Raw genomic sequence first — 13,757 nt, 5'->3', positions numbered from 1 at the left:
TCAATAATCTTTATATCAGTTATTTATATATATGTACAACCTTCAAAATCTGTTAAATCAATTTAAAACCTTATATAAATAAGCATAATTATAATAATCATTCTCAAAACAATATTAACTTTTCAATTGATTATTCCTTGCTTTTAAATTAAAAACCGGAAGATATCCTCCGGTTTTATAAACAACTATATATATTTAAATTTAATCTAAATCTTGATTAGAGAATGACCCCCATAGTAAGTCATCAGCCTTTTTAACTATTATATCCCCATCCAAATTACTCATAATTACCTCAATATCCTTTCCAAATTCTACAATTACCTGCCGACAAGCTCCGCAAGGAGGACAGGCTCTTTTAGTATCAGCAACAATTGCAATAGCTTCAAATTCCATCTCACCTTCAGATATAGCCTTAAAGATTGCTGTTCTTTCAGCACAGTTACTCAAACCATAAGAAGAGTTCTCCACATTGCATCCAGTATAAATTTCTCCATCTTTAGTCAATAAAGCTGCTCCTACTTTAAAGTTAGAATAAGGGACATAAGCTTTCTCTCTTGCTTCACTCGCAACTTTTACTAGCTTTTTAATCTTATCTTCTGTCATCAATAACTCCTCCTTATTAATTAAGTTAGACGTCTAACAACTTTTCCAAAAAAATAATAATTATAATTATTATATTATTATTATATCAAAGTAAACTACCTTCTAAAAGGATATTTTCAGAAAATATTAATATCTTCTTAAATTAAGGACCTTCCACAATTTTTCAGATTAATAACTAATAATGAAATATAAGAAATCGGTTATCAGTAATCTGGAAGTCGTAATATATCTATTAATTTTTTTATTTAAACTTTTAATAAATAAAGGGATAATAGCAATATTGCTATTATCCCTTTATTTATTGTTGACATTTATAATTGTTTCTCTATAAGTTTCTTACCTTCTTCTGATACAAAAATAACTTTTTTAATACCATCAACCTCTGTCAAAGGTACTTTAACGATATCATAAGGGTGAGTTATAACCTGTGTAACTATAGCTGTATCCGCTGGGGCTACAGCTTTTACTACAACAACCAATTTATCATCTTGCTTTCTAATCTGTTTAACCTTGATTCCATACCCACCAGTTGCCTGCTCACCTAAGCTAACATATATACCTAGTTGATTTTTAAAACTTAACCCTTTAATCCCTCGCAACTCTGCTTGTAAGTTAAATAGATTATCCTTTGTAATAAGGATAAATTGAGCATCTTCTGGATATTTATTCTGCTGCCAACTTCCTTCTAGCTTTTCAGGGTTTTTATAAAGCAATTCTCCCCCTTGCAGTATATCTTGGTTGCATCCAGTAATAACCAATATAACTAATAATAACAAAATGAATCTTATCTTCATATTAATACTCCTTCTATCTCCAATTTTAAAAATTGATTTTATAGATTGATTAATAAAGATACTATAATTCTATTATAACAGACAAATTTGATGAAATTGTGACATTAATTAATCAATCTAATAATTATTAGAACAAAGCAAAAATAAGCCCTAACATACCTGAAATCATAATTACCCCAATAGGATGTAACTTGACCTTAGCTAATAAGAATAATGCTATTATTCCAATAATAATACCATTAATTCCTGTAATAACCTCTTTACCTATAGAGATAACTGCTACCATAATCAGTCCCACTACTGCAGGTCTAATCCCTTGCCACGCCCCCTCTACTAACGGATGGTCCTTGAACTTATTTAGTAATTTAGATACAATAGCAATAATTATCAATGAAGGCGCAATCAGACCAAAGGTACTCATAATTGTACCACCAATTCCAGCTACCTTATAACCGACAAAGGTAGCATTATTGATAGCAACAGCTCCAGGAGTCATCTGAGAAACAGCAACAATATCAACAAATTGATCTATAGTAAGCCAACCATGGTTAACCATCTCTTCCTGAATTAGAGGTAACATCGCATATCCTCCACCAAAAGTAAATAACCCTATCTTAAAAAATGTTAAAAATAATTCAATCAATATCATCATTATACTCCTTAGTTTCGTTAATTGAAGTCATAATTCCGACTACTCCAGCTAATCCAATTAATAATATGGGATGAAATTTAAAGACTAAAATCCCTAATATCATGGCAAATGTATAAATAAGACTAGTATAATTAATAATAGCCTTCTTACTCATCTTATAGCCTGCCCAAAAAATTAAGACCACAACAGCAGACCTAACCCCCTTAAACAGAGCTTCTACCCATTGATTTTCTTGTAAATTAAGTAGAAGCTGGGCTATGGATAAGATAATTAGTACCGAGGGTAAACTAATACCCAAAGCAGAGATCAATGCCCCCAATATTCCTCTTAACTTATAGCCAATAAATAAAGAAGAATTAATCGCTACTACTCCTGGTATACCTTGAACTACTGCAATAATATCGATAAATTCTTCTTCAGTTAGCAACTTCTTCTCTTCAACTAACTCTTTCTCAATCAATGGTATCATCGCATACCCTCCACCAAAGGTAAATCCACCAATTCTCATAAAGGTAGTAAATAATTCTCTTAATTTTATCTTTTTCATACAAACTCCCTTCAAAACCACCTAACACTATTAATAACTTATCAGATAAAGATGATAATGTATTTTTTACCAAGTTTAAGTTTGAGTAAATCATAAAGATATAGTTTCAAGCTTATAATCATTCTTAAATTCACTTTGGAATTGGACATCTATATCTATATTGGTTATCTCTAAACATATTATTAAAGATTATAAAGTTATTCTTTACTTTTTATGATATATCTATTAACTATAAAGTTCAAGATAATTATTAACTACCATATAAAAAAGCAGACTTGCAAGCCTGCTTTTTTATATTTCTAGCTAATCCATATTTAATTATATTATAATTCTCTATTTCTTTCAATATGCTCATCCAGAATTTATAAACGATTAACAAATAAACTATCTTATACCCTAATTATTTACCAATGCTCAGTTAACCATTACTAAATAATTATCTACATCTCTATTATAATTTAGAGATTTTAATTTCTCCAAAGCTTGATTGAGTAACTGCCTAATCCTCTCTCTAGAGAGATTCAATCTACCTGCTATCTCTTGAAAGGTTCTCTCGCGACCATCCTCTAAACCAAACCTTAACTTAACAATCAACTCTTCACGCTTACTTAAAAACTTCAATAAGTTTTTAATAACCTCTTTTAAATCTTCTTTTAATACCTTATCTACCAAATTAAACTCACTAGGAATTAAATTAAAAAAGTCATCCTCCTGCTCTTCACCTATCTTATTATCTAAAGAAGAGACATCCTGCTTTAACTCTATTAAGTCATAGACCTTCTCTACTGGTAAATCCAACTCTTCAGATAACTCTTCTGGAGTAGCATCTCTTTGTAAGTTAGCTCGCATATAATCTTGAGCTCTCTTTAATCTGTTAATCTCATTTTGAATCTGAAATGAAAGTCTAATAGTTCTTCCATGGCGCTTGATAGCACGTCTGACCTTCTGCTCTATCCACCAAGTAGCATAAGTACTAAACCTATAGCCTTTACTATAATCAAACTTCTCTACTGCTTTAATTAGTCCAATATTTCCTTCTTGAATCAAATCTAATAAATCTAAGCCCTGACCTGTATATCTTTTAGCAATACTTATTACTAATCTGAGATTATAACTAATCAATTTTTCTTTAGCCTCTTTATCCCCTTGAGAGATTAATAAACCTAATTTCTGCTCATCCTCCCAATCTAATAGTTTATGTTCACTCTCTTGAAAATATATATTAGTTAAATTCATTATCATCCACTCCCTTATTAAACTCAATTATTATCTATTATAAATAAGTTATCAGTCTAAAAACAATAACTTTTGCAAGATAGTCCCTTTATCTTACATTTATATTATAAATAATAATCTTTACGAAAGTATGACAATAATAAATTTTATTATAAAAAACTATTTTTCATTTTTATAATGATAAATTTACTAGCCACAGGTTTCAACCTGTGGTGATGGTGATATGTTACACTACGGGTTAAAACCCGTAGCTAAAACTTAAAGTGTCGCACTATTCCCTTAAATTCCACTATGAAGTTAGATAATTATAAACATATTTACTCTCTATCTACTAAATAATCTCCTTCAATCCAGCCAAATTCTTAATTACTATCTTCTGTCTAGAGACTGAAACCAAAGCATCATCTTTAAATTTATTCAAAGTTCGCGATACCGTCTCCCTTGAAGTCCCAATTAAGCTAGCCAGTTCCTGTTGGGTCAAAGATAGATTTATCTCTACCTTAGTCTCATCACCAATCCCATGCTCTTGGGCCAAATAAACTAGTGCACTTGCTGTACGACTAGTAGTATCCTTTAAACCCAAGTTTCTTATCCTTTGCTGTGCTCTTCTTAGTCTCTTACTCATTACCTTTAGTATCTTTAAAGCAATCTCAGGAATTCTATACATCAACTTCTCGATATCTCTTCCATTAATTATTCCTACCTCTGTATCCTCCATAGTTATTGCAGTAGCAGGATAATTCCCATCATCAAACAAGACTACTTCAGCAAAGATATCACCAGTCTTAACTATATTAATGATCTGTTCTTCACCACTTTCTACCATCTTAATCAACTTTACCTTTCCTGAATTAACTAGATATAATGACTCTCCTAAGTCACCTTCAAAAAAGATAATCTCACCTTTCTTATAGCTTTTAGTAATAACTAACTTACTTATCTCAACTAATTTTTCACCATCTAATCCAGAAAAATAAGGGTGTTCCTTCAAAATATCTTTTTCCATCCAACCCCTCCTTATTAATTATTATAAGATATATTTCTTTAATTGCAAGAAAAAAGCCCTGTTAACAGGGCTTTTTTAATCACCAATATTTAATTATTGATCTTTTCATTTAAAGCTTTCATCATCTTTTCAAGATCAATTCCATGTACCATTACTGCCTGCTCAATGGCTTCTCCAGTAGCTGTTGGGCACCCTAAGCAATGCATCCCAAAACTCATGAATACTTCGGCAGTCTCTGGGTGCTTTTTTAACACCTCTGAAATAATATCTGTTTTTTTAATCTCCATAATTAAAACCTCCTAGTTTATTTTAAAATTTATTTTAGTTTCTGTAAAAGATTATATTGATATTATAATACCTTTTGTTTAAAGATTATATGATATAACTCACATAAATTGAAATTATTAATCTTGTAGCAAGAATCAATCTCAGTTAATAAAATATAGTAGGTAATTGAAAGCCGACTGTATAAAACAGGAAAATCGATAATAAAATAGATCCTTTTACAATAATCAAGGATTGCATTAACTACCACAAATTAATACAATAATCCTTGCTTCCACTAACATTTCGTCTAAGGAGGGATTTTTTATGAAAAAGAAGAGATTTTTTTTAATAATATTATTGCTATTAGTCAGTACTTCTTCACCTAATTATAGTATTAACTTTAATTCAATAAATGATTTGTCTAAAGATAAGACTAATGAAAAAATTAATAATAATTCTAAACAAAAAGATAAAGATACTCCTATAAAACAAACTGATAAAGAGATTAATGATGACCAAGAGAAAAATCCTATAAATAATCCTTTAAATAAATTGATCCTAGTAAACAAAGAACAAGGGTTACCTTCTGAATTTGTTCCAGATGACTTAGTAATTCCTAATATCCCCTTTGCCTTTGAAGGATATCATCCCAAAAAGCAAATGAGAGCAGTAGCTGCTAAAGCTCTAGAAAGACTCTTTATTAAGGCTAAAGAGGAAAAGATTGACCTTGTTGGGGTATCAGGATACCGTTCTTTTAATCGGCAGGAGGAAATATTTAACTATAATGCACGCCTCAAAGGAATAGAAGAGGCTAATCAATATAGTGCCAAAGCTGGCCATAGTGAGCATCAAACAGGATTAGCTATGGATGTTTCCAGCCCAAGGGTCAACTATGATTTGGTTGAAGAGTTTGGAGAGACTACAGAAGGAAGATGGTTGTCCCAGATGGCACCTGAATATGGCTTTATTATCAGATATCCAAAGGGTAAAGAAGATACTACTGGGTATCAATATGAACCATGGCATCTGCGTTATGTTGGAGTCAAACATGCTAAAAGAATTGCTTATAATGGGTCCACTTTAGAGGATTATCTATATGGTTGATTAAACAAGAGGCTTTTAAAAGCCTCTTGTTTAATTCTATTAAAGGTCTAAATCAATATCCTGATTATTAAGTAACTCCTGTAAGTTATTTTTAAGCTCTGCTAGATTATCCTTATTCTTGATATCATTATCCTGACTTATATTTTTTAAAACATCAGCAACTCCACTCTCTGCTAAAAAATTGGAAAACTCTTGCTGGTTATTCATATACATATCAGAGATATTCTTTACTAACTCCATATTATCCTCACTTAAGTTGTCTGCGCCTAGCTCCTTAATTATTTCAGGGTCAAGACCAGTAAGCTCTGCTAGTCTCTTTAACTTATCGTCACTCATTAGATCCCTCCTCTTGATCGTTATTTCCTAACTGTATTATATCTATGTTTAAATAAATTATTTCTTGCATAGAGTTAGAATATTTTTACTAAAAAACTTCTTCATTAAAGAAAAAAACTGACAATTAATTGTCAGTTTAAACTCTAACCTTATTATATTTGCTTCCACCCATCCCTGATTGATACTTATCTTGGGGAACAAAAGTCTTACAACAGCTTTGATAACACTCATCAACTGGTGATGACCCTAAGTCATTAACAATTTGATTGGTCTCTTCTACATCAACCTCATTAGGAAGTTTCTTAGCAAATTCATCACTAACAACTAATATCTTCTCTGCTACACATAAATTTGGTCCTTCCCACCATTGGCAATTATTAACGGTACAATGTACATGTGATTTTTGTGACATTAAATCCCCTCCTTTTTATTCTTAGTATTTTACAAAAATCATTTAATATTCCTCTAAAAAGTAATTACTTTGATTAATTTAAATTAATCAAAGTAAAATTGATACAAAAATCTATCGATTTCTATCAAAAATACTAAAAATATAATGGATTTAGGTTCAACAATGAACTTTGTGATTAAAGAAATCTAAGTTACAAGAAAAATATAAAAATTTAAGTTTAAAAATTAAAATTAGTGGCAACGAATTAACGTGAATTGCACGAATTAGAGATTGAAAGACTAAATTAAAGATTTAAAAGTTCTTGACCTAAATTCGAGTTAATTCGAGAGATTCGTTGCAAAAATATTTTAAATTATTTAAATATAGTATTTTTACAAAACTCGTTGAAGAGCCTTGATTTAAAAGGGGCTCTATCAAGAATAAAAGTATAACCCTGTATTATAGAACTTGCCATAAATATTGATCAGGGTATCAAGCTCTAAACTTAATTGTACTACTCTAGGATGATAACTATCATACTTTAACCTACTAACTATCAATTCTTCTCTTAAGTGTTCAATCTTATCTCTGATTATCTTAGTAATATCCATCTTAATCATCCCCCCACCTCTTATATATAATTATAACTTAATTATTATAAAATCAAAATTTTTTATCAAAATAATCAACGAAGCAATAGTTTTAATAAGATATAGGTATCCAAATATAAAGTAAAACTTAATAGGGGTTAGTGCGACACTTTAAGTTTTAGCTACGGGTTTTAACCCGTAGTGTAACATGTCATTATCACCACAGGTTGAAACCTGTGGCTAGTAAATTTACCATTATAATTAGTGTCGCACTATCTTTCTATTGTTCCATTCTAAAGTTGTTTATCTATATTATTATAAGAGATAAGATTATAGTTAATTGATATTAAGCTTCAACAATTATCTGGAGAAGATAATTTAATATGTAGTATAGAAAACTTAATTTTTATATAATTGGGCTAGCTGAGAAATCTCTTCTTCATTTAATTCCATCAACATATTGAAGATACTGCTTTTATCATAAATTTCAAAATTAAAAGTTCTATCAATCATTTTATCTGTGAAGATCTCCCATTTAGATAATATCCTTCTCCCCCACTTAATTAGATTATTCTCTGCCTGCATTAATCTACTCTCTACCTGCCAATAATCCAATTCATCTATCAAATCAAGCTCTTGCTCTAAGGTATCTTCTTCTCCATATTCTTCTCTTAACTCATCAATATATTGATGGTATATACCATCAATTACCTTTTTATAACCTACAGCCAACATATACTCCTGTTGCTCCTTTGAGTATTGATTGATTTGCACCTATAAACCCCTCCTTTATTAGTGTTTGAGTTTAAAATTATTTATCTATATATTTTTACCTAATTTCAATCAAAATATGTACATTAAGATGATAACTCTATATATAATATAAAAGTTGGAGGGTAAATAGTAGTACAAACTAAAACATTTAATACTATAGTTAAAAATTAACCTTTATAGGTGCTTTTAGGAATCAGTAAAACAGACTGATTCCAGATTCCCGATTGCTGACACAAAAGTGTCCCATTATCTCTCTATAATGTCATAGTCAAACTTTACTTTACTCAAATATTTCCCCTTTATATAAAAACAGTATGCCTGACATCAGGCATACTGTTTTTATATAACTACTTAACAATAATTTGAGAGCTGATTCTGTTATCATAAGTCTTTAAGAAGATTCTATTCCTAGAATATCTCAAAGGCAAATCTAAATCTAAACAGAGCCTACCTTTCTCCAATTCAACCCTCCTCCAACCATAACCAGAAAAATATAGTTGAGCTTTTTCTATATTAGGGTTAGTTTGGACTTCTACTTTTATCAATTTATTATTCTTTACTGCTTCTTGCTGGTCTAGCCATTTAGCCTTTAAATACTTATAGGATAGATTTAACTCCAAATTTGAATCTTCTCCAATTGCAATCCTATCTAAATCAAATAAGTTGCTTTGCTCTGAAACAGCACCTAAATTCTGATTAAAGATAGCTTTAAAACCAAAACTCTTAACTACTTCCTTAACTTTAGTATCATACTCACCATAAGGGTATGAGAAGAAATCCACCTTAATCCCTAAGTTGTCATAAATATCATCTAAATTCTTTTGAATTTCACTTTTTAACTCTTCTAAAGAAAGTTTTGTCAAATGCTTATGCCCATAGCTATGGCCTCCAATACTCCCATATCTACTTATCTTTCTTAACTGTGCCCAAGTTAAAAAATCACCATAATTATGACTAATAGCTTTACTATTAATAAAGATAGTGAAAGGATAATCATACTCCTTAAATATCTCCAAACCATTTTTATAAAAACTCTCATAACCATCATCTATAGTCAAGGCCACAGTCTTATCTCCAATAGAGTTGCCCTCTTCAATCTTATTAACCAATTCTTCTAAGCTCAAGACCTGATAGTTATTATCTTCAAAGTAATTAAATATCTTTCTTAATCTCTGCTGACTGATATTGGTTGAAGGGTATCTAGGGTCACCAAAACGATGAAAGACTAAAATATTTGCATCACCATAAACTCTATAGCTTAATATAAATAATAAAGAGATAACTATCAATAAAGTAATCTTAATATACTTCTTCATCTTCCCTTCCTCCTTATATTCTTAATAATCTCTAATCCATATCTGCTAATCAAGTAAAGTAAATGATAATTTCTTCAAAAATTACTTTTATAATAAAAAATTCTATATTCTTTTATTAAATCCTGCTAAACCATAAAATTTAAAGAGATTAGTTCTAAGTTAAACCTCTAAAGCTACACATATATAATAAAAAAATATCCGCTCTGATACCGATTAAAATCTTGATATCAGAACAGACACTGAAAATAAGATGAATTTACTTTTTTTAAATATTACTATTAGCCTTGATTCAGCTATATGAACTATCTCCATACCTCCTCTAAAGTAGTTCTAAATAATTTATTTAGTCTGTCATAATCTATTGGACTTATGTCTTTAATCCCCTTTACATACTCCTGATAATACTTAAGTCTCTCTTCAATAAAGTCATTAATAATATCTACTCTACCCTCTATAGCTAATTTTTCCCCAGACCTCTTTCTGAATAATAAATTTTCAATCTCATCATTTAGACTCTGCTTAGCAAGTTCTGCTGCTAATAGCTTTTCAAATTCCATAGGAGCAATACTCTGATTCTTCTCTATCCATTGGCAAGCCAGAAGTGATCTTAAGACATAAAAATACTTTTTGATCTCAATCTGATTATCTACTAAATACTTATGATAATTTTCCTTAGCCATATTTAAATAATGATAGATAGTTGACTTAACAGAGAAATAGTCTGTGCTTAACTCTCTTAAACTCTCTACCACAGAGGATTTATGAAGATAAATTATCGGAGAAGATAGCCACTCCAGCAAAGATGGATTTGATTTTCTAAATAGCTCTAAAGTTTTGCGAATATCCCAACCGCTGATATCTAATTTATCGGTGATAGGAAACTCTATAACATCTCGCCTTTGATCAACTGAGAGATACCACTTAATAGGATGAATATAGATAAATCTGACATCATAATCACTATCCTTGGAAGCAAATCCCCAAGCACGACTCCCTGACTCCACAGCATATAAGATCTTTACCTTCTCTTCTCTTTCAATCCTATTTAATTCTTTCAAAATCTTTTCTCTCATTTAAATCAGTCCTCTATTAATTTTCGAGTTTGTTGATAACTGCTTTTTTTTTACGATAATTAATAATTATTATACCAATAGATACTAAGAGTAAAGAGAATAACATATTAAGATTTAAGCTCTCCTCTGCTAATAGTAGACTAGAGAAAAACACCCCACTAACTGGAATTACAAACTTATAAATAGTAATATAACCAAGCGGATTATATTTGATTAAAGTATACCATAAAGCAAAGCCTACTGCTGAAATCATGGCTAAATAGATTAATAATAATAAACTGGAAATAGTAAAATTCAAACCCAATGCTTTTACTTTAGTTATTGAGATTAAAAATAAGGTAACTGAACCTAATAACATCTGATAAGCTGTCACCAACATCGGATCAATTCTATTAGTTAGACTCTTAGCCATAATACTTGCTATAGTAGCTACAACTGCTGATGAGATTAGAAAGCCCTCTCCTAAGAGAGTAAAGGAGAAATCAAAGCTCCCTTTCTTTAAATTAACAACTATCACTCCTAATAGACCTACCAATAAACCTATCCCCTTTTGAAAACTCAATTTATCATCCTTATAGATGAAGTGGGCTAAAATAACCGTTAAAAAGGTCCCTGTTGTACCCAAAATTGAAGCTTTAGCTCCACTGGTATTGGCCAAACCATTATAAAAAAAGAAGTACTGCAAAGTAGTCTGTAATAATCCTAAAAGTAATAAAGGCTTAAAATCAATAGCTTTTAACCTAAAACTCCCCTTACCTTTACTTAAGCCTTGATAACTTAACAATAATAATGATGCTATAAAGAAACGATAAGATGCAAAAAGCATCTTTAAAAAATAATCATTTTTACCTATCTCTAGAGCCTGATAACTTATCTTTAAAGATGGAAAGGCAGTTCCCCACAATAGGCAAGACAAAATTGCTAATAATGGTACTACATATTTATTGGTGAAAATATCTCTTTCTCTCATTTATTATTCAATCCTTTACTATATAGTTAAGTGTGAGTATCAAGTGTGGGTGTGAGTAAAGATTTTAAATTTCACTAAATTTTCACCCAGATACTCACACTTATCATTAAAACTTGAGAAACTCTTCAATATCCTGCTTAATGATATCTAAAGAAGCTCTCCAAAAATCTATAGAATTAACATCTATTCCAATAGTTTTGGCGACATTTACTACACTCTCTTTTCCACTAACTGCTAGTAAAGAGTTATATTCCTCAATAAAGTCTTCACCCCTATCTAGATATTGGGCATAAATACCTTTAGCAAAAAGTAGACCAAAGGCATATGGAAAATTATAATAATTTAATTCTGCTGAGTAATAATGAGGCTTACATAACCACATATAAGGATGTAGATAATCATGGTCCAAACCTCGACCATAGGCCTTCTGTTGAGCATCTATCATTATCACTTTAAGCTCATCTACTGCTAAAGAAGAGTCTTTTCTTCTGGCAAAGACTTCACTTTCAAATAGATAACGGCTATAAATATCAACAACCACCTGCCCCGCATCAGAGATTGAACTCTCTAAAATAGTCAACCTTTCCTCTTGAGATGCCTTCTCTAAAGTTGCCTGTTGAACAATAGTCTCACAAAAAATTGATGCAGTCTCAGCTAAAGGCATTGGATAATCGCTATTAATTATACTCTCATTAACTAAGCAACTCCCATGGTATCCATGACCCAACTCATGGGCTAAGGTCAACACATCACTTAAGCTACCTGTAAAGTTTGCTAAGATTCTACTCTCACCTATTGGATGGATATTACTACAAAAAGCTCCTCCTCTCTTCCCATCTCTTGGTTCAGCATCTATCCACTGTTTAGCAAAAGCATTATCGGCATAATCAGCTAAATCATCATTAAAACTTCTGAAGTTATCAACTATAAACTTCCTAGCTTCATCATATGTAAATCTCATCTTTGCCTTACCTATTGGTGCAAAAAGGTCATAAAAAGGCAAACCTGCTTGATATCCTAATAGCTTAGCTTTCTTTCTATAATAGTTATGGAATAATGGTAGGTACTCTTTCATTGCTTTAAGCATCACTTCTAGGGTTTCAGCTTCCATTCTGGAATCAAACAAGGTCTTTTCTAAAGAGCTTTGATAACCTCTCTGTTCAGTGATAGTCAGCACCTCCCCTTTAATCCCATTTAAAGCAGCTGCTATCGAGTCATCTATCTGTTCATAGGCTGTTAACTCTGCTTGATAAGCCTTCCTTCTCAGATTTTGATCATCCTCATAGGCCATATTTCTGATAACTGGTAAAGGCAATTGCTTCTCTACACCATCTAGCTCTATCTTGACTAGTAAAGTAGAGGTTAATAGATCATATAACTTCTCCCAAGCCTTAGAGGCAGTACCACTCATCTTAGCAATCAACATCTCTTCTTGTTCACTCAATAAATACTTACTCTTCTCAGACAACTCTAGTAAGAAGAATTTATGTTCAGTTAGTAGTTCAGATGAGGCTATAACTTCCTCTAAATTATCTAAATTAGCAATATATTTTTGGAACTTAACAGAAGGCTTAGTTAAGACTACCTCCTTCTCTTCTAGGCTCTCTATTACTTTTAATGCCTGCTGATTTTTAGCATCTACACTCAAATTTAACTGCGAAAAGTTAAATAGTAGTTCAAATAAAGTATAAATCTCCTTTAATAAAACTATATATTCTTCTACCTGCTGTGCAGGATTAGCTATATTATCTAATCCTTCTTCACTTAGCTTAGTGATTTGACTAAGCTTATGGTCTAAATTTTTAATATCATCCTTAAACTTTCTAGAATCAAAACTAGAATATAGCTCCTTTAAACTCCACCTTAAGTTCATTTCACCAACTCCTTACCTCTATTATATATTACTAGCATAGTATATAAAAAATAATTTCTTGTCAAGAAAAAGTTGTAATCAATAATATAGTCATCCAACTTTAGAATGAAACAATATAGAGATAATGCGACACTTTCGTGTCGAGTGTGAGTGATTAGTGTGAGTGTGAGCAAAACATATAAGAACTTACTGACACACCCACTCACACTGACACTCAAAACTGTC

Annotated in this window: 16 protein-coding genes; 1 reads left to right on the top strand and 15 read right to left on the bottom strand. The window is 31.0% G+C overall.

Annotation, left to right across the window (positions count from 1 at the left end; translation table 11 throughout):
- Positions 1-201 precede the first annotated feature (201 nt).
- The 7 genes from ACTCDL_RS11335 to ACTCDL_RS11305 form a co-directional block, all read right to left on the bottom strand.
- Positions 202-603, bottom strand: coding sequence for a cytidine deaminase (locus tag ACTCDL_RS11335; protein ID WP_463176615.1), 402 nt, complete (start codon positions 601-603; stop codon positions 202-204).
- Between the two features lie 311 nt (positions 604-914).
- Positions 915-1,397, bottom strand: a complete 483-nt coding sequence (locus ACTCDL_RS11330) for a protease complex subunit PrcB family protein (RefSeq protein WP_463176614.1) — start codon at positions 1,395-1,397, stop codon at positions 915-917.
- A 127-nt stretch (positions 1,398-1,524) separates the two neighbouring features.
- The gene (locus ACTCDL_RS11325) at positions 1,525-2,049 is read right to left on the bottom strand and encodes a chromate transporter (protein WP_463176613.1); all 525 of its coding nucleotides are present in this window, start codon (positions 2,047-2,049) and stop codon (positions 1,525-1,527) included.
- Positions 2,033-2,596 carry a chromate transporter gene (locus tag ACTCDL_RS11320; protein ID WP_463176612.1) on the bottom strand — a complete coding sequence of 188 codons (564 nt, stop codon included), beginning with the start codon at positions 2,594-2,596 and terminating at the stop codon, positions 2,033-2,035. Before ACTCDL_RS11320 ends, ACTCDL_RS11325 begins: the two co-directional genes overlap by 17 nt.
- Before the next feature lie 414 nt (positions 2,597-3,010).
- A complete protein-coding gene (locus ACTCDL_RS11315; RefSeq protein ID WP_463176610.1) occupies positions 3,011-3,832 on the bottom strand; it encodes a sigma-70 family RNA polymerase sigma factor in 822 nt (273 codons plus the stop codon).
- Positions 3,833-4,163: 331 nt separating this feature from the next.
- On the bottom strand, positions 4,164-4,838 hold the full coding sequence (locus ACTCDL_RS11310) for a Crp/Fnr family transcriptional regulator (protein ID WP_463176609.1): 675 nt from the start codon (positions 4,836-4,838) through the stop codon (positions 4,164-4,166).
- A gap of 89 nt (positions 4,839-4,927) precedes the next feature.
- The gene (locus ACTCDL_RS11305; protein WP_463176608.1) at positions 4,928-5,125 is read right to left on the bottom strand and encodes a DUF1858 domain-containing protein; all 198 of its coding nucleotides are present in this window, start codon (positions 5,123-5,125) and stop codon (positions 4,928-4,930) included.
- A 304-nt stretch (positions 5,126-5,429) separates the two neighbouring features.
- Here ACTCDL_RS11305 and ACTCDL_RS11300 point away from each other — a divergent pair, with 304 nt between their 5' ends.
- Positions 5,430-6,209, top strand: a complete 780-nt coding sequence (locus ACTCDL_RS11300; RefSeq protein WP_463176607.1) for a M15 family metallopeptidase — start codon at positions 5,430-5,432, stop codon at positions 6,207-6,209.
- A gap of 39 nt (positions 6,210-6,248) precedes the next feature.
- On the opposite strand, the gene ACTCDL_RS11295 is transcribed toward ACTCDL_RS11300, so the two are convergent.
- From ACTCDL_RS11295 to ACTCDL_RS11260, 8 genes are all read right to left on the bottom strand, one after another.
- Positions 6,249-6,545, bottom strand: coding sequence for a hypothetical protein (locus ACTCDL_RS11295; protein ID WP_463176605.1), 297 nt, complete (start codon positions 6,543-6,545; stop codon positions 6,249-6,251).
- Between the two features lie 136 nt (positions 6,546-6,681).
- Entirely contained in the window at positions 6,682-6,957 is a 276-nt protein-coding gene (locus tag ACTCDL_RS11290; protein ID WP_463176604.1) for a DUF1540 domain-containing protein, read from the bottom strand.
- 413 nt (positions 6,958-7,370) lie between these two features.
- On the bottom strand, positions 7,371-7,556 hold the full coding sequence (locus ACTCDL_RS11285) for an aspartyl-phosphate phosphatase Spo0E family protein (protein ID WP_463176603.1): 186 nt from the start codon (positions 7,554-7,556) through the stop codon (positions 7,371-7,373).
- Positions 7,557-7,925: 369 nt separating this feature from the next.
- Entirely contained in the window at positions 7,926-8,300 is a 375-nt protein-coding gene (locus tag ACTCDL_RS11280; RefSeq protein ID WP_463176602.1) for a hypothetical protein, read from the bottom strand.
- Positions 8,301-8,647: 347 nt separating this feature from the next.
- A complete protein-coding gene (locus tag ACTCDL_RS11275) occupies positions 8,648-9,616 on the bottom strand; it encodes a polysaccharide deacetylase family protein (protein WP_463176601.1) in 969 nt (322 codons plus the stop codon).
- A gap of 302 nt (positions 9,617-9,918) precedes the next feature.
- Positions 9,919-10,689: a nucleotidyltransferase domain-containing protein gene (locus tag ACTCDL_RS11270; RefSeq protein WP_463176600.1), complete on the bottom strand. Its 771-nt coding sequence runs from the start codon at positions 10,687-10,689 to the stop codon at positions 9,919-9,921.
- 16 nt (positions 10,690-10,705) lie between these two features.
- Positions 10,706-11,659: a DMT family transporter gene (locus ACTCDL_RS11265; RefSeq protein WP_463176598.1), complete on the bottom strand. Its 954-nt coding sequence runs from the start codon at positions 11,657-11,659 to the stop codon at positions 10,706-10,708.
- Between the two features lie 106 nt (positions 11,660-11,765).
- Positions 11,766-13,532: a M3 family oligoendopeptidase gene (locus ACTCDL_RS11260; protein ID WP_463176597.1), complete on the bottom strand. Its 1,767-nt coding sequence runs from the start codon at positions 13,530-13,532 to the stop codon at positions 11,766-11,768.
- Positions 13,533-13,757 lie beyond the last annotated feature (225 nt).

Source organism: Orenia sp. (genome assembly GCF_055140805.1).
The sequence above is the reverse complement of the archived record's forward strand: the minus strand, read 5'-3'. Positions and strand labels throughout refer to the sequence as shown.

Coding starts and splice junctions, on each gene's coding strand:
- ACTCDL_RS11335 (WP_463176615.1), bottom strand. CDS start 603: ATGACAGAAGATAAGATTAAAAAGCTAGTAAAAGTTGCGAGTGAAGCA.
- ACTCDL_RS11330 (WP_463176614.1), bottom strand. CDS start 1,397: ATGAAGATAAGATTCATTTTGTTATTATTAGTTATATTGGTTATTACT.
- ACTCDL_RS11325 (WP_463176613.1), bottom strand. CDS start 2,049: ATGATGATATTGATTGAATTATTTTTAACATTTTTTAAGATAGGGTTA.
- ACTCDL_RS11320 (WP_463176612.1), bottom strand. CDS start 2,596: ATGAAAAAGATAAAATTAAGAGAATTATTTACTACCTTTATGAGAATT.
- ACTCDL_RS11315 (WP_463176610.1), bottom strand. CDS start 3,832: ATGAATTTAACTAATATATATTTTCAAGAGAGTGAACATAAACTATTA.
- ACTCDL_RS11310 (WP_463176609.1), bottom strand. CDS start 4,838: ATGGAAAAAGATATTTTGAAGGAACACCCTTATTTTTCTGGATTAGAT.
- ACTCDL_RS11305 (WP_463176608.1), bottom strand. CDS start 5,125: ATGGAGATTAAAAAAACAGATATTATTTCAGAGGTGTTAAAAAAGCAC.
- ACTCDL_RS11300 (WP_463176607.1), top strand. CDS start 5,430: ATGAAAAAGAAGAGATTTTTTTTAATAATATTATTGCTATTAGTCAGT.
- ACTCDL_RS11295 (WP_463176605.1), bottom strand. CDS start 6,545: ATGAGTGACGATAAGTTAAAGAGACTAGCAGAGCTTACTGGTCTTGAC.
- ACTCDL_RS11290 (WP_463176604.1), bottom strand. CDS start 6,957: ATGTCACAAAAATCACATGTACATTGTACCGTTAATAATTGCCAATGG.
- ACTCDL_RS11285 (WP_463176603.1), bottom strand. CDS start 7,556: ATGATTAAGATGGATATTACTAAGATAATCAGAGATAAGATTGAACAC.
- ACTCDL_RS11275 (WP_463176601.1), bottom strand. CDS start 9,616: ATGAAGAAGTATATTAAGATTACTTTATTGATAGTTATCTCTTTATTA.
- ACTCDL_RS11270 (WP_463176600.1), bottom strand. CDS start 10,689: ATGAGAGAAAAGATTTTGAAAGAATTAAATAGGATTGAAAGAGAAGAG.
- ACTCDL_RS11265 (WP_463176598.1), bottom strand. CDS start 11,659: ATGAGAGAAAGAGATATTTTCACCAATAAATATGTAGTACCATTATTA.
- ACTCDL_RS11260 (WP_463176597.1), bottom strand. CDS start 13,532: ATGAACTTAAGGTGGAGTTTAAAGGAGCTATATTCTAGTTTTGATTCT.